The sequence below is a fragment of the Mesorhizobium sp. M0698 genome (genome assembly GCF_040320455.1).
In the GTDB taxonomy this organism is placed as follows: domain Bacteria; phylum Pseudomonadota; class Alphaproteobacteria; order Rhizobiales; family Rhizobiaceae; genus Mesorhizobium.
The window spans coordinates 76069-93881 of record NZ_JAMYPQ010000001.1 but is presented as its reverse complement, the minus strand read 5'-3'; the positions used below and the strand labels follow the sequence as shown (position 1 = coordinate 93881).

At 62.2% G+C, this 17813-nt stretch carries 23 protein-coding genes; 6 read left to right on the top strand and 17 right to left on the bottom strand.

Annotated elements, in window-relative coordinates:
• Positions 1-7: 7 nt before the first annotated feature.
• From NKI16_RS00570 to NKI16_RS00545, 6 genes are all read right to left on the bottom strand, one after another.
• Positions 8-307 (bottom strand): hypothetical protein, encoded by a 300-nt coding sequence (locus NKI16_RS00570; RefSeq protein WP_023675763.1) that lies wholly within the window; start codon positions 305-307, stop codon positions 8-10.
• A gap of 171 nt (positions 308-478) precedes the next feature.
• On the bottom strand, positions 479-802 hold the full coding sequence (locus NKI16_RS00565; RefSeq protein ID WP_023675762.1) for a hypothetical protein: 324 nt from the start codon (positions 800-802) through the stop codon (positions 479-481).
• The gene (locus tag NKI16_RS00560) at positions 802-1005 is read right to left on the bottom strand and encodes a hypothetical protein (protein WP_023675761.1); all 204 of its coding nucleotides are present in this window, start codon (positions 1003-1005) and stop codon (positions 802-804) included. The genes NKI16_RS00565 and NKI16_RS00560 overlap by 1 nt, the downstream gene beginning before the upstream one ends.
• Entirely contained in the window at positions 990-1259 is a 270-nt protein-coding gene (locus NKI16_RS00555; RefSeq protein ID WP_023675760.1) for a hypothetical protein, read from the bottom strand. Before NKI16_RS00555 ends, NKI16_RS00560 begins: the two co-directional genes overlap by 16 nt.
• Entirely contained in the window at positions 1259-1471 is a 213-nt protein-coding gene (locus tag NKI16_RS00550; protein ID WP_023675759.1) for a hypothetical protein, read from the bottom strand. Before NKI16_RS00550 ends, NKI16_RS00555 begins: the two co-directional genes overlap by 1 nt.
• 1 nt (position 1472) lies before the next feature.
• On the bottom strand, positions 1473-2276 hold the full coding sequence (locus tag NKI16_RS00545; RefSeq protein ID WP_352922193.1) for an N-acetylmuramidase family protein: 804 nt from the start codon (positions 2274-2276) through the stop codon (positions 1473-1475).
• A gap of 152 nt (positions 2277-2428) precedes the next feature.
• On the opposite strand from NKI16_RS00545, the gene NKI16_RS00540 reads away from it, so the two are divergent.
• The 6 genes from NKI16_RS00540 to NKI16_RS00515 all read left to right on the top strand — a co-directional run bounded on the left by NKI16_RS00540 (position 2429) and on the right by NKI16_RS00515 (position 4640).
• Positions 2429-2614, top strand: coding sequence for a hypothetical protein (locus NKI16_RS00540; protein ID WP_031211530.1), 186 nt, complete (start codon positions 2429-2431; stop codon positions 2612-2614).
• 140 nt (positions 2615-2754) lie between these two features.
• The gene (locus tag NKI16_RS00535; protein WP_031211529.1) at positions 2755-2937 is read left to right on the top strand and encodes a hypothetical protein; all 183 of its coding nucleotides are present in this window, start codon (positions 2755-2757) and stop codon (positions 2935-2937) included.
• Positions 2938-3114: 177 nt separating this feature from the next.
• Positions 3115-3282 (top strand): hypothetical protein, encoded by a 168-nt coding sequence (locus NKI16_RS00530; protein WP_023675755.1) that lies wholly within the window; start codon positions 3115-3117, stop codon positions 3280-3282.
• A 154-nt stretch (positions 3283-3436) separates the two neighbouring features.
• Entirely contained in the window at positions 3437-3610 is a 174-nt protein-coding gene (locus NKI16_RS00525) for a hypothetical protein (RefSeq protein ID WP_023675754.1), read from the top strand.
• Between the two features lie 255 nt (positions 3611-3865).
• The gene (locus NKI16_RS00520; RefSeq protein ID WP_352922190.1) at positions 3866-4087 is read left to right on the top strand and encodes a hypothetical protein; all 222 of its coding nucleotides are present in this window, start codon (positions 3866-3868) and stop codon (positions 4085-4087) included.
• 1 nt (position 4088) lies between these two features.
• Positions 4089-4640 (top strand): acyltransferase, encoded by a 552-nt coding sequence (locus NKI16_RS00515; RefSeq protein WP_352922187.1) that lies wholly within the window; start codon positions 4089-4091, stop codon positions 4638-4640.
• Here NKI16_RS00515 and NKI16_RS00510 read toward each other — a convergent pair.
• From NKI16_RS00510 to NKI16_RS00460, 11 genes are all read right to left on the bottom strand, one after another.
• Complete coding sequence (locus NKI16_RS00510; protein WP_023675751.1) at positions 4629-5342, bottom strand: class I SAM-dependent methyltransferase; 714 nt, start codon at positions 5340-5342, stop codon at positions 4629-4631. The two genes, NKI16_RS00515 and NKI16_RS00510, sit on opposite strands and share 12 nt — an antisense overlap.
• 71 nt (positions 5343-5413) lie before the next feature.
• Positions 5414-5596 (bottom strand): hypothetical protein, encoded by a 183-nt coding sequence (locus NKI16_RS00505; RefSeq protein WP_023675750.1) that lies wholly within the window; start codon positions 5594-5596, stop codon positions 5414-5416.
• A gap of 3 nt (positions 5597-5599) precedes the next feature.
• Positions 5600-8803, bottom strand: coding sequence for an SGNH/GDSL hydrolase family protein (locus tag NKI16_RS00500; protein ID WP_031211525.1), 3204 nt, complete (start codon positions 8801-8803; stop codon positions 5600-5602).
• 159 nt (positions 8804-8962) lie between these two features.
• Positions 8963-9337, bottom strand: a complete 375-nt coding sequence (locus NKI16_RS00495; protein WP_348625922.1) for a hypothetical protein — start codon at positions 9335-9337, stop codon at positions 8963-8965.
• Positions 9338-9598: 261 nt separating this feature from the next.
• Positions 9599-10219 carry a T6SS immunity protein Tdi1 domain-containing protein gene (locus tag NKI16_RS00490; protein WP_031211521.1) on the bottom strand — a complete coding sequence of 207 codons (621 nt, stop codon included), beginning with the start codon at positions 10217-10219 and terminating at the stop codon, positions 9599-9601.
• 44 nt (positions 10220-10263) lie between these two features.
• Positions 10264-10698, bottom strand: a complete 435-nt coding sequence (locus tag NKI16_RS00485; protein ID WP_023675746.1) for a hypothetical protein — start codon at positions 10696-10698, stop codon at positions 10264-10266.
• A 276-nt stretch (positions 10699-10974) separates the two neighbouring features.
• Entirely contained in the window at positions 10975-13137 is a 2163-nt protein-coding gene (locus tag NKI16_RS00480; protein WP_352922184.1) for a hypothetical protein, read from the bottom strand.
• An 89-nt stretch (positions 13138-13226) separates the two neighbouring features.
• Positions 13227-13718, bottom strand: coding sequence for a hypothetical protein (locus NKI16_RS00475; protein ID WP_023675743.1), 492 nt, complete (start codon positions 13716-13718; stop codon positions 13227-13229).
• Between the two features lie 2 nt (positions 13719-13720).
• Positions 13721-14383 (bottom strand): hypothetical protein, encoded by a 663-nt coding sequence (locus NKI16_RS00470; RefSeq protein WP_352721356.1) that lies wholly within the window; start codon positions 14381-14383, stop codon positions 13721-13723.
• Between the two features lie 215 nt (positions 14384-14598).
• Entirely contained in the window at positions 14599-17052 is a 2454-nt protein-coding gene (locus NKI16_RS00465; RefSeq protein WP_352621278.1) for a phage tail protein, read from the bottom strand.
• The gene (locus tag NKI16_RS00460; RefSeq protein WP_023675738.1) at positions 17049-17651 is read right to left on the bottom strand and encodes a phage connector family protein; all 603 of its coding nucleotides are present in this window, start codon (positions 17649-17651) and stop codon (positions 17049-17051) included. The genes NKI16_RS00465 and NKI16_RS00460 overlap by 4 nt, the downstream gene beginning before the upstream one ends.
• Positions 17652-17813: the final 162 nt, after the last annotated feature.

Here is a 17813-nt window from a genome sequence, read left to right as displayed (position 1 = left end):
CTTGCTTTCAGTCCGGGAGGTCGAAGACCGGATCCTGGCAGCGATAGACCGGACATTGACCGTCACGCGTCTTGATATAAGCGGCGCGCGGCACCTGCGGCCAGTCGCATTCATTGCCGAATTGGCGGACGTATCGATCGTAGGTGTTCTGGCCGGTGGTCAGCACCACCGAGCGATGCCTCTGGATCAGAAGCTGTGTCTGTTCGCACGTCATCGCGCGGCTGTCCGGCCGGGCGTGGGCCGTCGCGGCAAACAGAAGCGCCCCGGCTGTCAGGACTGCCGCTTGTGTCAGGACCTTGGCAAGCATGACACCATCTCCCATGCCTAACGCGCATCTTGGTCGGGCAGCGCCGGATCGAGCCGCCCTGTCGCGAAAGAAAGATCGTACAGAATGCGAGGGAAAATGCAAAAAGCCCGCCGCCCCTTTTGGTGGGGCGGGCTCCAACTGAACGTCACTATTTCGTCGGGCTTGGGCGGCTTACTCCTCCTTCACCGGCCCGAACCGGCGCACGATCATTTCGAAGACGATGTCCGAAATCCACATGGCCGAGACGCCGATTAGGAACGCCGCGGCCAGCGTCGTGGTGTCGTCGTCCGGAGAAGGAATGGGCAGGCCGGCGGCGCGGAAATAATGCACGACCGGCAGCGTCAGATAGGCCGCCGCCAGCGCGCCGCAGATCGGCGAGGCCACCATTTCGCGGACCTTGTAGCGATGGCGCGACAAGGCCCGCAAAATGCCGCCGGACAGGCCGGCGACCAACACCGGCGCCTTGATGCCCAGGACGTCGAGCAACTCGTGCATCATGGCGTCCACCCGCACCATCTGGCGCCCTGCCCGTTGAAGGCATTCATCTCGTCGAGCTCGGGCCGGGTCATGGCGGCGACCACGGCCGCCGATGGCCGGCGCGGCTGGTTATGGTCGCACCAGACCTGGCGCGGATTACCGGCCGGCGCGGTTGTCGTGCAGCCGGCGAGCACCAGGCAGAGGATCAGCGCCTTGCCCATTTCCCAGCCTCCGCTCTGGCTGCCGCATCGGTCATGCCGGCGGCCTTGCGCTCTTCGGCGGCGGCCTCGCGGCTCATTTCCAGGCGGTCTTCGGCGGCCGCGACTTTTGCCTCGGCCTGTTTGACCGCCTCCTTCTTCGCCCGGTTGATGCCGCCGGCAACATAAAGGCCGATGCCGCCGGCCGCAGCGGCCAATACCGTCATGACGACCTTGTTGCCGAGGATGGCGCTGAGAATGGCGAGGAGTGCGGCCATCACAAATCCTCCGCGCGGCGGCGGCGCAGGAACTCGGTCAAAACGCCGTTGATCACAAGAAACCAGGGGAACCATTCCCCTGGGATAATCGGCGAAAGAACCTGCGGGTCGACATAGGTAACGACGGTCGCGATAACGCCGATGGCCGCCTGAAGCCGCGCCCAGAATATTGTTTCGCTGCCGCGGAAGAAGCTCTTGATCCGGGTCCACATGTCATTTCCTTCCAAACAGTTTCAGGATGGCTGATAGTTTCAGGATGGCTGCGATCAGCGCTGCCCAGAGGCCGGGCCTGGCGGCAGGCACGGGAGGTGCAGAGGACGCGGGCGCAGCGGTCGCTTGCGGAACGGCAATTGGCTTAGCGGGCTCTGGCGGGACTGCGGGGACGACCGCCGATGACACCGGACCGGCAGACGGCCAGGGCGTGTCCTTGATGCGCGACCAGTTGCGATAGGCCTCGGCAAGCCTGGTATCGTAGGCGTTCTTGCGGTAGCCGGCGCCGTTGTAGCCCTTGGCAAAAGCAGCCCAGTCATGATTGCGCAGATTGCCGTCGAGCCGGTTCGCGACGATGAAATCGATCGCCGCACCGAGCTGCAGCGCCTCGTCCGCCATCATTGCCTCGGCCATCGCCTGCACGGTAAGGAAGCCCGCGGCCTTGAAATTCTCGCCGAGGACCTGACCCAGCCCCCACGAAGCGGATTTGAGCGCCGCGGTTTCGTCGATCGCACAAGCTGCCCTGAGCCGTGGGTAGCTGTCCCTGGGATAGGGCTTTGCGCCCCACTTCGGATAGGCGAGGCCGGCGGCTACCGCCTTTGCCCGCTTGGCACCCGACAGGTTGCGGTAGAAGACGTGCGGTTCGAACAGGATGACCGGCCGGCCAACGGCGTCGAAGCCGCGCCCGCTGGTTTCAACATCGAGGAACGCGTGCATCTCGTCCTCGCCGACGCCGATCCGGGCACCGAGTTTCGGCAAGTCTATATCATCGAGGCGCCTGGCGGCGCCCCTGAACGTCATGTCCATGGGCAGTCCTTTCCGCCCTCGCGGGCAAGGTTTTGAGGTTGAAAAAGCAGATGCGTGGCGGCAAAGCAGAATTGGGCGGCAGCCCGTGCCGATGTTGCAAGGAAGGTTGATGTTTTCGACCTGCCGTGTGAAATGGCCGCGGGATGGTGCACATGTCTGATGATGAACAAACCGCTGCGGCGCGCTGGACGGTGAAGTCCGAGCTCCGCACCGTCGGTCGCGACAAGCCGCTGCTGCTGGTGCTGTCGGCGATCCTCTGCCTCTATTGTGCGTTTATCGCCGGACCGATCGTCTATGCGGTGCTGGCCATCAACGGCATTGCGGATTTCTTCAAATGAAGCCAGTTCCGGCGATCTCGCTCAGGTCCCGGTTCCTGCGTCTACCGCGCCCGAAATTGCTCGACCTGGATGAAATTGCTTAGCCGGGATGAAACTGTTCCCGTCTATCGTTCGTACCTGTAGCGGGTACGGGAGGACACGTGACGATAAGAATCAGGCTTCCAGGCGGCACCTTGAAGATCAAGAAAAGGGACGAGCTGCGGCGCCGCGAGCAGAAACGCGAGGTGCCGGTTTGGCAGTTCGGCAATTACTTCGTCATCTGGTGGCCGAGCGGCATGTCCGGTCGCCCATCCTCGCCCAATAAATCCTCGCCCAGGAAATAGCCCCCGCACCCGACGATCCCAACTGGCACTGGCGCCCCGTGCGGGATCGGGAACCGCCGCGCGCGCCCGAACCTCAAGACCGCTCGACTAGTCCCAGAAATAGTCAGCGGGCAGGCATTGACTCTTCCGCAGCGGAAGGTCTCTGATGCTGCATTGCACAATGGGGTGGCGGAATCGATGGCGGTGCGTATCAGGATGCCTGGCGGCACACTGAAGGTGAAGGTGTACCGCGAATTGCGCGACCGCGAACGCGCCCGCCGCATACCCGTCGTCAAGATCGGCCGGATCTATTTCACCTGGTGGTCGAACCGCCAGCGCCTGATTGATGATCAGTCGCCAGGATAAAGCTCTTTCGGCCGGCCCTGCCCGCCCGGCACCGCGAAGCCTCCGCAGCTCGCAAAATAAGTTGATGATCCTGCTGTTGACTCTTCCGCAACGGAAGGTCTCTACTTACCGCATTGCACGAAAATTGCTGCGTTGCACAACGGGAGTTGGACCGATGGCAGTGCGTATCAGGTTGCCTGGCGGCACTCTGAAGATGAAGACCTATCGTGAGTTGCGGGCCAGGGAACGCGACCGCCGCGTGCCTGTGATGAAGATGGGCTCGCTGTATTTTGTCTGGTGGTCGAAAAGCCAGGAACCTCACCAGAAGCCGCAGGACAGCAGACGGTAGCGGCTCCGCCGCGGTGGGTCTGCGTCGGCGATGAACCCTGACAATTCCGAAATACCGCCCAGCTGTAGGATTTCTGGTCGGCCTGCTGTGCCATTGTTGGTGCGCACAGCATCCCGAGCGGCCCTCGCAGAGCAATTCTTCTGACGAACTTTTCGGCGATTTTCAAATGGCCTCCAGACTGGCGGACACGCGCGTTTGCAAGCTTGCAAACCGCCGCCGCTTGTCGCAATACCTAGGCCGTGAGGAGTCGCATGGATGATAGAGCCTGACCTGCTTATTGCGAACAACCAATTTCGGCTGTCGGTTCAGTTAGCCGAAGGGCAACTAATCGCACGCACAATCATTGATACAGACCTCGAAGACGCAGCGCCGGCATTCTTCGAAGGGGCACACCAACATTGGAAGCATTTCAGATTCTTTGAGCAATCAAAGCCTTTCGCTGAGAGGTTGTCAAAGCCGCACTTCAACCGTAACTGATATGCCATTCGTTCCATCATTCCTCTACCGCCTAGCCGGCATCAACTCCGGTCCCGCGACGAAGCTAAGTTTGCGGAGCGTCCGCAGTTTGCGGCGAGGCAAGCATGCGATCGGCGAAGAATGCATCATCAATGGCGTCTTTTCCTTCGATCGCGCCGATGCAAAGATCATCGTTGGAAAAAGATCCTATATCGGCAAGAGCCACCTCGTAGCGGCTGAGAGGATCGAAATCGGGGATGACGTGATCATTAGTTGGGGTACCACAGTCGTCGATCACAATTCTCACGCGACGGGTAGGCAAGACCGCCAGGAAGATATCGCCGACTGGCATCAGGGGAAAAAGGACTGGTCAAAGATCACCGTTGCGCCAGTGAAGATTGAAGACAGTGTTTTTATCGGCTTCAACGTCATCATTCTCAAGGGCGTAACGATCGGCAAGGGATCGGTCGTCGGTGCGGGGTCTGTGGTCACAAAAGACGTGCCGCCCTTTAGTATGGTCGGCGGTAATCCTGCAAAGCAAATCGGCGGCGCTGCTGCTAGATCAGCGACTTGAGCACAGAGCTCCAGCCATGTAGGCCATGCTGCGCATCGCCATCTTGGGTGCAAACCTGAGAAATTCGGTTCGCAGTCTGTGTTTTACCCATCCTTTTTTTTCGCCAGCCAGGTGCTGTTCATAGGCGAGGTCGTGCGCAAAAACCTTTAGCCGCTCGACCTTTAGCCCGGACGTTTTGAGAAGGTTTTCAAACGTTTGGGTCGTGTAGAAGTTGATATGCCCATACGGCCCTGACATCCGAATGGCCTTACTGATATCTCGCGTATGCTCCAAAGGCACTTCGATATAGAGCTTCTTGCAGACCCGAGCCGCCTCCCTCAGAAACATCCGTTCGTGCTCGACGTGTTCGACGACGTGAATGGCAAGCCCGAGATCGAACGACTTGTCGGGATGGGGGATGTGATAGCCGTCGAATACGTCGACGTTGGCCAGTTTGGCGATTTTTCTTGCCTTGATGGCCTCGACGCCGCTCTTCGAAATCTCGACGGCGCCAAGTTTCTTACCGAGCCCCTTCCTGTTCAGCTTATCCAGCACCGCACCTTCGCCCGCCCCGATGTCAAGAATCCTGTCGAAGCACTGGCTTTGAATGATCGCTTCGATGTGCCCGACCGACTGGTTTGAAGCTATATCCCGTTTTGCGGCTACTTTTCCATCGGCGTAATAGTCGTCATAGATGTCGATGATGCTGCCGGCATGCGCCATGGACAATCCTCCAAGGATAGCCCCCCGCCAACCTCATCCTGCCATTGCCTGCGAATGGCGTCCAGCTTCGACTACGCGACGCCTACCCAGACCTCAACGAGACCCTCAATGTCGCCTTCAGGAACCGGGATTTTGCGGCTGTGTGCCGGATCCTTCGGCTTTGCGACCATGATCATCGCGCCGACCACCAGCCATTCCTCGCCCTCCTCGAGCTCGGTGACGAGTTCGCCCTTGTGCTGAATAGGGAACGGCATTGGCTATCCCCGTTCCGCGACTTGTTCGATGAAGCGCAGCGCGTTGCCGTCATGGCCGGCATCGTTGAAATGCAGCCCCTCTTGGTAGTTCCCAGAGTTGATGTAATCGAAGCCATCGACCGGGATGGTCAGCACGTTCCGGGACCTGTAGATCTGTCGGATCGCGCCGAGAGCGGCATCATAGGTGCGGCCGCCGGTGTAGCTTGCATCCCATGCCGCCGAAGGCCGCGTCGGCGGCATGACAAGGATACGCGGTGCAGCGGCCGCTTCCAGCGTGTTGATGATTGTTGCGATGTTTGCCGATATCGTGGCCGGCGGCGTGCCAAAACTGTCATTGATGCCGAGCGCCAGGATGGGCACGATCTTGCCGCCGGCGTAGCCGCATTGAGCGGCGGCCGATGTAAGACGCTCGGTGTTGAATGACGAGAAGGTATAGCTGCCGTGTGCCGCGCGCAAGGTGCGCAGGCGCGGACGCGAGCCGGCCGCCTTAACGCCAAGCCGGATGAGCCCGGTGATCTCCACAGGCCCGCCGACAGCCGTAAGCGTGTAATTGCCGCTTGCCGCTTGCCCGGTGAGCGACGGCCCCGAATACTGATCAAGCGCCAGGGCACCGGCACAGTTGACGGTTTTGTACGCCGCGGCGCCGTTGAAGGCGAAGGCAAGCGAGCCCTGGGCGGCGTCCTGGGTGTAGTGGACGTCGACCTGTTCACAGGCGCCGGTGAACGCCAAGGATGCGCCTGCGGCGAGGATGATGCTCTCGCCGATCGGCCCGCGCGACCCTGTCGACACGCTCCCGGCGACGGTGACGCCATAAAACGTCGGAAGGTAGGTAGAGCTTGGCCGCAACGCGGTCATGCCCGGTTCATCGTCCGCAATGCCGATATTGGCAAAACGGGTAACCAGGTTGAACCAGTGTTTCGGCCCGTCGCTGGCAAGCGCCCAATGGCCGATGCTATCGGCGATCAGACAGAGCACATCGTTGTTGGCGATGTGTTCGGCCATCTTCGCGCGAAACCCGTCAAAGAGGTTTTGCAAAGAAGGCTGGCGCGGAATGAAGAAGCGCTTGCCGCCGACCATCGGCTTGCCCGGCCCCCAGAGGCCGTCGCCTGATGCAGGAATGGCCGTCAAAGCGAAATTTCCAGGCGGCACATAGGGATTCGGATGAGTGCTCGCCGCCGACGCAAACAGCGCGGTCGCATCGACGACGCCGTTCGGATCGGCGCCACCCAGCAGGTTCATGCCGTCATTTCCGCCGCCCCCGGCCAAGGCCCGATCGGCATCGGCGAGCAGACCGGTTTTGATCGTAAAGCGGACCTCATACCGATGCTGGGCGGATGATGCTATGGTCGCGCCATTCGACAGCGCGCCTGACTTGATCCATGCAGGGATGCCTTGCGGGTTGACGCTGTTTTGAAACTTGTAGGCGCCACCGCTGATCGCCGGATATTTGCCGGCTGGGATTGGGATACCCAGCGGAATATGGGCGACCCCGTTGATCAGCGTCACCGCATATGTGCTTAGGACGTTGACCACCAACCCGCCGAGATAGTCCACTACATGAATGAGCGCAGCGCCGGCGCCAGCGCCAGCGCCAACGTCGACCGCTGTAATATAGCCGTCGGCCGGCGCTGGCGTCCGCATGATGACGCTGTAGCTGCCCGGAACGTCCGACCCGGTGTTGACCAGCGTCGGCCAGCCGATTTCCTGGCTAATGCCGACAGCGGAAACGAGACCGTTTGCCGTGGTATAGGCAGCACGCGCCTTGACGGCGACTTCGCCGGTGAAGGTCGCCTTCCACTGCGGGCCATTTACCGCGCCTATAGTCTTGGCCGCGTGCGAGGCCGGAACCGCGGCCGTGAACCACTCGAGTTCGCCGTTCGGAATTGGCCCGGCAGTGTAGTACCAGCTACCAGCGCCAGTGCGCTGGACGCCCATGACGCTGCCGGCAGGCTTCAGGATCGAAAGCCCTGAAACAACAGACGACGGGCCGGCTGGAAAGGATATCGTCTGCTCTGAAACCAGGCTAAGCGTCCCGTCGCCCTCGACGTGGGCAATGACGATGTGGGCTGTCCCCGGCACGGCGCCAAATCCGAGCTCCAAGGTTGCCAGATATTCGTCGACCGTCGACAGCGATCCGGGCCAGAAATAGATGCTGTCGTTCGTAATCACCGTGCCGCCGACGGAACCAGTGATCGGAACTGGCCCGACGACCCTTGAGCTGATCAGCGCAATCTCCGCCGGTGACGCCCGGACACCTGTATCGACGGCGATCGGGCCTGCCCCGACATTGTACAACCCCAACGAACCAGTCGAAGCTTCGGTCCAGAAATACTCGCCGACATCGACATTCCTGCCCAGCACCGCCGCGGCGGCGGCGCCGGCGAGCCCTGCCGAGGCTGCAAAACTGAACGTCGGCGCCACCGTGTAGGAGCCCGGCGCCGTGATCAGTATCTGCGTCAGCGCCCCGCCCGCCACTATGAAGCGGCCGGCGGCGCCCGAACCGGTCCCGCCAGTAAACGCCAGGTCGAACGTGCCATTGGCGCCGCCCGAGCCCGCCGTGATCGCACCGTTGCCGACGACGCCGAAGCCGATTGCCGCCGCAGTCGTCGGGAAAATGCCCTTGCCGTAGAGCGAAGCGTCGCGTGCGGCCTGAGCGCTGATGACGGCCGCCGCGGCCGCGACAGCATCGAAATTGGTGGCAGCCCGGTCGGCAGTGGTTTGGCCGGCATTCGCGGCGGAAGCGGCAGCGCTCGCGGATGCCTGGCCGGCGCTGGCGGCGGCAGCATCCTTCAGCGCCTGGGTTTCATCGCGCAGCGCTTCGACCTCTTCGACCACGTCCGCGATGTCGGGCGGAACGGATGCGGCGATGGTGATGGCATCGGCGCCGACGGCCGGCTCGTCGGCCGTGAACTCGAACACGCGGTCCGCATTGTCCGACCCGATCTGGGTGTGAACGGTCGTGCCCTTCTGCAGGGTGCGGGTAGTGCGGGCATCGGCGGCGCGGAACCATTCGCCTGCGCTCGCGGTGTAGATGCCGTTCTGCGTCGGGTCGGCCTGGTCCTTGACCAGCACGCGGTCGCCGATTTCGGCCGGCACGCCATCGATGGCCTGCAGGCCGTGCAGGAGGACGTCGGCCGTGGTTGCGAGGCGCACGGGTTCGCGTTCGCCGGTCAGGAGGCGAACGGCGGCAGTTGCAGGTCGGGACATGAGGGCTTGCTCCATAAAAAAAGCCCCGCATAAGCGAGGCTGGAAGGGGTTCGGTGCTGTCGGTGGGAGACTTAAGCTACGCGGCCGGACACCGCGCTATCCGGCGCAGCCGGTGTATTCACGGACGATTTTGCGGATAGTGAGCAGCGCGGTCCAGGGCTATAGCAGCCCGCCAATGAGCCTTCTTGTCCCGCCCATGGCCGCCAGCCCGCAGGCCATGCCGGCGCAGTCGGCGACCCAGTCGAGGATATCCATATCGCGCGCGATCAGCTGGGCGCCCTGAAGCAGCTCGATCGCCGCGCCGGTAAGAGCGAGGAGCACGACCAGCCTCGTCTTGTGTTCCGGCCAGCCGAGGCTTCCGAGCGCCGCCAGCACAGCGAACGCCGCGGCGTGGTTGAGCTTGTCATGGTGGAAGGTGAAGCCCATGTCCAACTCCTGCAGGAAGCGCACCGGCGAAAGCGCGAGCAGGAGAACACCGGCCAAGGTAAGCAGAAAAGCGATCCTTGCCATGGTCGGAAAAGTGTCTGTGCGCAACAGGTCAATCCTTCATCTGAAACAGGAGGCGATCCGGACCGCCAACTGACCGCCCGGCGGTTAGCAGGCCATAAGCCAGCATCGTGACCACAATCAGACCGCTGTCCCGATGGTGGCACGCTCTACCCGGACCGTCCGGCCACAAAACGGATACCGCATCACAGACTGCGGGGGTTGCATCCCTTCAGACCAGAGGCGAATACCGCCTCTAGCCAAGCTTCGAACGGGAGTCCCCAATGGCAGATCAGCGGAAACCCTGTTTTAGAGAAGGTCTCGGATATTGACAGGTGTTCCCGGCGGCAGGTCTTTCACCTTCGCGATAAGTTGGCCCATTATGTGCCAATAGACTTCCAGGTCCGACAGCTCCTGGTTTTTGATTTCGTCCTTGCCATCGAGAAACAATGGTATCTTGTAGCCGATGCATTGGTTGTAAGCCGGTTCGGCGCCACCGGCCTCGCGCCAATCCGCGTAAAGGTTGGCGGCCAACGCCGCGTCTTCATCCTCTATGACATCGACCTCGTGGAAGGTGCGGATGTTGGCCGGCACCTGGAGCACCTCCCCCGTGCCCGGCTCGAACATCACGACACCAGGTTCCCCTTGTTCCAGCCTTTGGCTATCGACTGCAAGCGCCGTCCCCAGCCAATCATAACCAAAGCAGGTGATCCGGCCGGTGAATTCCGGAAAACCCAGGCAGACACGTGCGTTCCAACGTGCCACGTCCTGCGCCCGGATTATCCTGTACAAACCGTGCTTGAACGAAGCGCCGCCGAAACTGGCCAGCAACTCGCTCAATCCAGGCACTTTCGTATCCAGGGAGAAATTGCCGGTGTCCGCCGGCATCCTACTATCCACCGGGAAGTTTTGGCGAAATTTCTCGAACATTGCGACCTCCAATCTACCAGCCGATCAATCTGACGGTGCCTAACCTACTCTTGCCGAACGTCGAACGGCTTGATGGTAGCGGAAGGGAGACCTCGTTCATCAAACACATCGAAGACTCGCTCCGATAAGACGAGGTTAAGGTTCTTGGCGATGCCGAAGTCATCGTGACCCGCTTTCCCGTTTACCTTCAGCCACACGAAAGATGGAAGCTCTACCTCGGGCTGAAGTTCGCGGAAATCTTCGGACGTTGTGACTTCAACAGGGGCGAATGTCGCTCCGGTGAAGCCGATTTCTGACAACGCGTGCGCGGCCTCTTCCGTCACGAGGAAACATGGAAAGCTTGTTATAAGAACATCACCGATCCATCCCTCCATCTGGTACACAAGCTTGCTCACGATAGGAGGGTGGACGCTGGTATCCATAACAGTGCCGTCACCCAATCCGCCGGCCACATCGGGCAGAATGTCAAAGTATCTCATCATTCACCTATTGGCGGATAGAACAAATGTCCATACTTCTTGTCGATTTCGGTAACATAGTCAAGGACGTTATGGCGGGTAGCATGAGAGTTATTCTTATAGAAATATTCCCACTCGTTCCGAATGACCTTCTGGTGCAAATTTATGTCGAACTCGTTCCGGATTCCACGAAGATTCTCGATTGAATGCAGCTCTTGCTCTGTAAAAAGCCCGAGATACCTTTTTAAAATCCCCTGCTCGACGCCATGATGCACTATATAGTTGCTTTTGTTGAGGCTAGGATTCGCGTCGAAAAAGGTTTTTCGATAGTCCTTGGATGGAGCCCAGCCAACCTTCGCCCCCGGCATGTTTAACTTTGGACGTATCCCTGGCAAGCATCGCAGCTAATAGCGCGGTTTCAACGCCACTGTCGGATATTTCGCCGGGTGGTGTCTTCCGGCGTGGCATTGGTGGCGAGACCGAGCGCGCAAGCGCTTGCTGGTGCCTAAGGGTTTCGGCATCGACCCCACGAACAAGCGCCTCGCCGCCTTCGACTAGGTCAGTCGGCCGCCTCGAAAATATTGAGAGTTTCTCTACCCAGGGCTTGGCAATCTTCGCCGCGGCGCGTTCGAGGGCCACGGCCGCCAACCTATCGCCAGGAATTGCGCCCGCGGCATTGAGCAGTGTTTCTTCGTAGTTGCCTTCCAGCGCTGCATTTCCAGCCTTCTCCAGTGCAAATGACGTCCCCAACGGCGTGAAGTCGGCCACCGAGATGCTGTCTTCGCCAAGCCCATCGGAGCCCACGAGTTTTTGTGCGAGACGACGCCACAGGCTCCCCCGCTCACTGTCGCCGGCTATCAATCTCCCGAGCCACTCTTGATTCGTCGGTAAGTAGTTGGTGAGTTCCGCGTTTGATACCGATCGTCCTGGCTCGACAGTGTTGGCTAAATCGAGCAGCATCATCGGGTCGACTACAGCTGCCCGGACCGACCTATCCGCGATGCTGTTATCTGTTTGGGACGCGCTGGTCTGAAACAGGTGGCTGAGCACCGCTTCGCGCGCGGCTTGATTCGGTAGCGCGGCGAACACATTGCGCAGCTCTGCGGTCTGGTCTTGCGGCTGGGCCTTGAGTCTGCCGACAATGTCCTCAGCGACAGAGTTGGGTAGCGGCTGGGCGGTCTCAAAACCCAACTGTTGCTGGGCGGCGATGGAGCCAATGATCGCCGCCCGATAGTCTCCCGGCTTCGACAGGTTGCTCCAGGCCGCATCAAGGTTCGCGAATGCCTCGCGGACATAGCCGCCCGGATCGGCCTGCCTGGCCTTGAACGTCAGGTCCGCGGCGGTGGCGATAGCGTCATGGCGCGCCTTGTGCACTTCCGGCGTTGAACTATCTGCGGTGGGGTCGGCGTCCTTGACCATGGCCCGCACGGCGTTATTCGACAGGTCGCGCATGCCGTGGAATTGACGATTAACCTCAACGGTCCTGTTGAACGCCTCGAAGCGCCTGGCGCCTTCGGTAGCGCCATAGAGAGCGACGAACTGTTCCGGCGTTGGGATCGGGCCGGAATAGGTTCCATTGTCCCTGATGTCGGCCGGCGCATTCTGCTCGGCCAGGATAATGTTTGTGCGTTTTTCGACTTGCCGCATCGCGTCGGCGGCTCGGGCCTGCTGGACCAACCCTGGCCGCTCTTCGGGGGCAATGTCGTCCCCAAAAGCCTGCGCCAACGTTTGGTCCGGCGTAAGCTTGCCTACGCGGTCACGGAGCGAAGCCGGTGCGGCAGTTCCATCCGCCGGAGGCCCACTCACAGCCTCGACGGTATCGTCCTTGGTCCTGCCGTCAGTCGCTCCCGACCCCCCACCCAGCATCTCCGCAGCACGCTTCGGGTCCTGGGCAATCATCGCCCGGACAAGCGCCTTGGCCGTGTTGGCGCGCCAGGCAGCCTCGGCCGCCTGCCTGGCGAGTGGGTTGCCCATCTTGCCGATCAGGTCGAGCCCGCTCTGCCTGATCGCCTCGAATGTTTTTGTGTCGTTCGGGTCGCTTTGCGCGATCGAGCCGGTGTAGATTTGCTCGACCTTGCTCCACTCGGCCTGCTCATAGTTCTGGCGCCGCGCGTGCTGCTGCGCGGCCATGCGGGCCGAGCCGGCGAGCCGCAACGCCTGCTTTTGCGCCAGGAAATTGGCGCGTTCGCCCTCCGGCACTTTCGCTACGGTGTCGTCGAAGATCTGGTCGAACAGGCCGGGCTTGACGACGCCGTCGCTGCGCGGATCGAGCTGGCCATACATGAAGTCGTGCAGGCCGCCGCCGTCGGCCGGGGGGGTCTGCACCGCCACGGCCTCGGCGTGCGCGATGCGTGCGTTCAGCTCGCGGCCGATAATGTCGGCGTCGAATGCATCCTGCTGCTGCTTCTGCTGCCGGAAGCGCTCGGCAATCGCCGACAGCTCGTCGCCAAAGCCTTGCATGGCGGCGCCCGCCGGCGAGCCGCTGGGATAGGAGGCCACAGTGCCGGTGTCGAGGCGGCGCTGGGCAAGCTGGAGCGGGATGGTGGCCATCAGTAGAGGCCTCCACCCGGCGCCGGCGGGAAGGCGCTTCTGCCGAACGTCACCGCCTTGGCCGGGTCGTGGAGGCCGGAGATGCCGGACACGAGATTGCTGCCGGCCTTGAAGATCGAGGCGCCGACCGCCTGCCTGCCGGAAAAGCGCGCGATCGCCGCCTGCGTGGCGAGACCGTTCTGGCGCAGCTGCGAGCCGTACTGGATCGCCTTGAGGTCGAGCTGGCCCTGCCTTGCATTGGCCGCCATCACCTCGGTCGGCGAACCAGAAATAGCGACGCCCGAAGCGCCGGCCTGGGCACGCGCCTGCGCCTGCAGCAGATCCTGCTTATGGCGCTCCTGGCCCTGCTCGAAGGCCGAGCTTTGGGCGTCGGCCCGCGCCTGCTGTTCATAGGCCTTGGCCTGGTACTCGGCCATTTGCTTCGACTGTTGGCCTTCCGCCAGCGCGCCGCCGACCGAAAGCGCCGTACCGATAAGAGCTAGTGTGCACATGGTCAGCCTCGTTCGCCGGCGGGAATGAATTTGCTTTTGATGCCGTCGACCGGCGCGCCGATCGCAGGCCGCCGGTCGAGCACGCCGCCGGGGCTGAGGAAGGACAAAAGCAGCCGGTCGGCCTGGATCGCCGGGCGGCTGAGACGCGATGGCGCGACGGCCCGCGGGCCGGCCATGGCAATGCGCCGGATGGTGGTCAGGTTGACTCTGACCCCGGCAGCGCCGTCGGACAGGCCGTTGGCGGCGGTGACGGCGCGGCTCAAGGCATCGGCCGCGAACAGCTCCTGGCGCAGCTGCTCGATCAGCCAGTGGACCGTGCGCCAGCGCTCGCCGAGCGCCTCGGCCTTTGTCCTGACCTCGTCGCCCGGCGCCGGCGTGGCGGCGACGGCTTCGGCGGGGGGGTCGTCCAGGGGGGCGTCGACGCGGCGCTCGTCCGCGTCCTCGATGGTTTTCTCGATCAGCGCGATTTCAGCGTTGCAGTCGTCCAATGCGGCACGCGCCGCCGTCAAATTGCCGGCGCCGAAGATCGCGTGAAACTTTTCCGTTTCCAGCTCGCCCTTGCGGGCGATCGCATTGTTGAGGTCGGTGTCGAGCAAGGCGCGTATGGCAGCGAAATCGGCAGCCGTCCGCGCCTTGCCGAGGTCTTCGGCATGGGTTGGGGTCACTGGTGGGTTCCTTGGTTGGGGAAGCGATGGAAGACGGAGCGGGTGATCTCCCCCCTCGAGGGGGAGATGGCCGGTAGGCCAGAGGGGGTCGTCTCGCGTGGAGCGCCGGCGTTCTTCCCCCGCGATGGAGGCGATAGGAGGCCGCGTCAGGACGAACCGACCCCCTCTGTCGCCTTCGGCGACATCTCCCCCTCGAGGGGGGAGATCAGCAGTTCCTAAGGCTCGGCGTCGAACACTGGTGTCATCGCCCTGATCGTGCAGGGCGTTGGATTGACGTGGCGGATCTTCACCCGCCCCTGCCCTTCCCAGCTATCGTCGATCGGCACCTCGACATTGCCGGTGAACAATTTCGCCATGCCGTCGGGTGCAACCACGGACGGGATGCGAACCTGCTCCCAGCGGCCGCGGATGAACGACTGGACCTGAAGCCCGGTTGTGTCGGTTTCCAGCAGCGAAAGAATGAGCTTGGCCACCTTCTTGCGCCGCCCGACGATCGATCCGTCGCGGCCGCCGACATCGAGCTCCAGCGTGTTGGCTTCGGACTGGTAGCCGAGCCCGACCTGCCATTTGGCTGCCGTAGCCCCACCGGGCAGCGAGACCGCGCCAGCGGCCACGGCAAGGCCCTTGTAGACTTTGCCATCGGCCAGGACGTCGGCTGTTTCGCCGTTGAGATGATCAAGCCCTGAGACCGTGCCCACAGCGACGCCACCATAGGTCAGGCCGCAGTCGACTTCGAATGCATCGCCGATCCCGCCATACTCGAACGGCGCGGTCTTTATTTCGATATAGCGCCTGGTCACGCCGCCGATCGTGCGCTTGACTATCAGCCAGAGATCGTCGTTGCCGTCCTGGCCGGGCGTCACCACGGCGCTTTCGACAACGGCCCAGTTCGATCCTGCGAAGCTTCCGGCGATCTGGTGGATATGCATGCCGCGAACGTCTTGCGACGGCTGGTGCGTGTGGCCGCCGAGTTCGCCATTTCCGAGCGGGAACCACAGCAGCGGGTCGGGGTCGGTCTGGAAGGCGAGTTCAACGACGCCTTTCTTCGGAATGTGCTCCGATATTTGACCGACATCGTCGGAGGTGAAGCGGCCGGTGGCGTTTTGCGTCAGCTCGGCGATCGATTTGCGGGAGCGGGTGACATAGAGGAACGACTGCCCCGCATCGACGGGACGCAGCGGGGCACAACCGAAAGTCCGCGACCGGCGGTTCTTGAACGAGGACGGCGTCAGCGCCTCGTCGATCCCGGAACCCGACAGCGCCCTCACCCCGCCAAGCGTTCCGATGATCAGCGCGCCGTCCGATTCCGCCACCCACGTAATGTCGTTGGCCTGACCGCCACCTGCCTGCACGAATTCCAGCGCGTCGGTGTCTTTCTCACCGGTGGCGAAGTTGTCGAAATCGCCGGTTTGCGAGGCATAGACCGAGAATTTTCGGCTGAACGCCAGGCGCTCCTCGTAAAGCGAACCGCTCTGCACATACTTGCCGGGCACGAACGTGCCGAGACGCCAGCGAATGATCGGGCTGAGATCGGGCAGAGCATGCCCGTACAACTGGACCGTGACCACCATGGTGCTGGTCCGGGCAACGATCTTGGCCCAGCGCCAGAAGCCATCCGCGCCAAGCAGACGAACGGCACGGCCGACATCGCTGGTCTGGAAGCCGATGCCGTCGTTGATGCCGACGATCGAGGAGGCCAAAAGATCGAACGGCGTTTGCGACGGCGCGTATTCGTGCAGGGCCAGTTCGGCGATAGCGGTTCCGTCGCTGCCGCCACCTGAAAACAGCAGCTGATAATATTCGTAGGCAACCGTGTTGTTGAAGCCGTCGAAGAAACGGGTTTCCGACTTGGACCAGCCCGTCTCTCCGTCGCGGCTGTCCAGCGTCGTCCAGTCGGTGCCGTTGTGCGAGGCCTGGAATTGCCACTGGCTTGGCGATGCAGTGTCTGAGTGATCATTCGTCGCGGTAATCCAGTAGGCGTCGACTGTCTTGGCCCCGCCGCCGAACTGGTAGCGCAGATACCCGCTCGGAAAGCCCGCTATGTTCTCCCCCTTCTGCTTGTCGCCATCGAACACCTGCCACACGTCGGATGAGCCGTTGCTGTTGCTGACCGTGCCGCTTGGCAGCGTATTCGCGACCATGATCGGCATGGCGTTGCCGGTTGCGGCCGGCGTTAGCGTCGTGGCCGTGATGTTGATCTTGTCGTAAGGGCCGTCGAGAAAGACGAAATCGGCCAGCGTCCAGGTCGTGTGCGCGGTGCGCGTCAGCACTTTGACCGGATGATCCTTATGGGTGATCCACATCTGGTCTGCCGACTGGACGAATTGCAGGTCGAAGAGATCGGCCTCGGGATAAGGCGAAACGACTTCGACCGTGCCGACGCGCGCGCCATAGGCATAGACGCGGATGGAGAGATCGCCGAATTCGAGCGCATAGGCCTGATCGGCCGAGAAGATGAACGGGATCAGCCGTGTCGCCTTTGACGGAGCCTTCACCTGCGCGCAAAAATACGTGCCGCCGCGTTTCCTGATGCCGCCATGCGGCAGCGTGACGAAGTTCGTGCATTTCGACAGCGCCGCCCGGTAAAGGTCGAGCGAGGCGCGAGCATGCAAGCGGGGAGAAATCTCGCCGCGGATGAAAGCGTCCTGGATCGGATAGAGCGTGGTCATCGGCCGACGAACCGGCTGTCGCCGCGCTGGAAAGCCCAGGACGTCGTGGAAAATCTGCCGCCGCGCTGAATGGCATTGGCTGAATAGGCGGCGTCCAGCGCCCTGTCATAGGCGCTACGGGCGACGTCGATCATGCTGGCCTTGTGGGTCAAGGGATGGGCGATCTTGATGGCGAGCGCCGCCACCAGCACTTCGCTGAACAGCGCGTCCCAGTCGTTGGGGTCGGTCAGATTGGCGACATAGCGGATGACGCGCGGTCCGGCCTGATCCGAATAGATCAGCCCGGCCTCCTGCCGCCATGAGAGCGGAACGCCGTCCGGCTCGCCGCTATGGGTCAGCGGCAAGGGCCGCAGGCAATCGGCGGGAAGCTCATAGGCGAAGTTCAGCGTGCCGGCGCCACTGCCGGTGTCGAAGCCGGCGACCGAGGCCGCCAGGATGGCGAAGACAAAGGCGTGCTTGGTCAATTCGGCCTCGCGGGTCAGGTCGAAATGCAGATTGAGCAGGCGTGCCGCCTTGGCATCCTGGTCGAGGCTTTCGATCGGCGCCTCGTCGAGCACGGCGAGCGCCATGTTGGCGATGTCGAGCGGGGTGATGGCCATGGCTCAGGCCTCCGGCTGTGTGGTTGGTCGGGGAAAACGGGGCATGGTGCCTCCACGGCAAAAAGCCGCTTCAAGGCGGCTGGGATTTCTTGTGATTTTGGCTTGGGCGGAACGTTGCACGTCTCGTGCATGGAGCGTCACGACGCCAACCGCCCGTCAGGA